General features: G+C 33.3%; 1 protein-coding gene. It reads right to left on the reverse strand.

Translation table 11 applies throughout. The features are described 5' to 3' along the window. Window positions 1–146 precede the first annotated feature (146 nt). The gene (gene murI / locus V7266_RS30290) at window positions 147–944 is read right to left on the reverse strand and encodes a glutamate racemase (RefSeq protein ID WP_335472981.1); all 798 of its coding nucleotides are present in this window, start codon (window positions 942–944) and stop codon (window positions 147–149) included. Between the last annotated feature and the right edge of the window lie 36 nt (window positions 945–980).

The raw sequence follows: 980 nt of genomic DNA on the forward strand, positions 1-980 counted from the left end.
TTTAATATTACCACTTCTTCCATTAAACTGCCCATTAGCACAAAAAGAAAAAGCTGCCGCAATGACAGCCCTTTCCTTCAACTCTTGCCACTGTTTGTTTAATTACAAAATTTCAAAAGGTTTTCTAAACAGACTATCTTTTTGCTTTAAGCACCTGTTGTTAAATAACTTATCCTGTCTAACATTACCAACAACTTTTTATAATTCGATAATGTTTCATTGTCTTCAACTTTATGACCAGATTTAAAAAATAAAATATCTCCGGTTCCATCGTTCATTTGATTCCTTGCTTCGAGTATTCGCTTTAAGTTTTTTGCAGTTCCAATACTTCCAGAAATAATGTCCACTTCTTCAGGAAATATTTTCTTTATACTATTTTCAAAATATGGGAAATGGGTACACCCAAGAACAATAGTTCCATATTGTTTTAAATCAAACGAAGATAGTCTTTCTTTTAGATATGGTGTAACTTTTTCTTCTCTAAATTCAAAACTCTCAGCGAATTCGACAAGGCCAGGAAGAGGTAGACTTTCAACAATATCGTGATGGTCTATACTTTTCACAAGGTTTTGGAACTTTGCCTCTCTGAGAGTTAATTTAGTTGCCAACACTAATACCTTTTTTCGTTTTCCCTCACAGCTTTGAACAGCAGGTTTTACGGCAGGTTCAATACCCAAAATAGGGAAATCATATTTCTTGCGCAGATCATCAACTGCGATACTTGTTGCAGTATTACAAGCAATAACTAATGCTTTTATTCCTTGATTAGCCATAAAGTCAACTGCATTAAAAATATATTCCCTTACCTCTTCTTTTGGTTTTTCACCATATGGAACGTGTAAAGTATCTGCATAAAATATGTAATCTTCATTCGGTAAAAACCTCAATGCTTGATGAAGTACAGTCATTCCACCTATTCCAGAATCAAAAAAACCTATTCTCACTACTTTCACTCTTTTCCTAAATTAATACTATTTATC

The organism is Neobacillus drentensis (assembly GCF_036965645.1).
Taxonomy (GTDB): domain Bacteria; phylum Bacillota; class Bacilli; order Bacillales; family Cytobacillaceae; genus Neobacillus; species Neobacillus drentensis_D.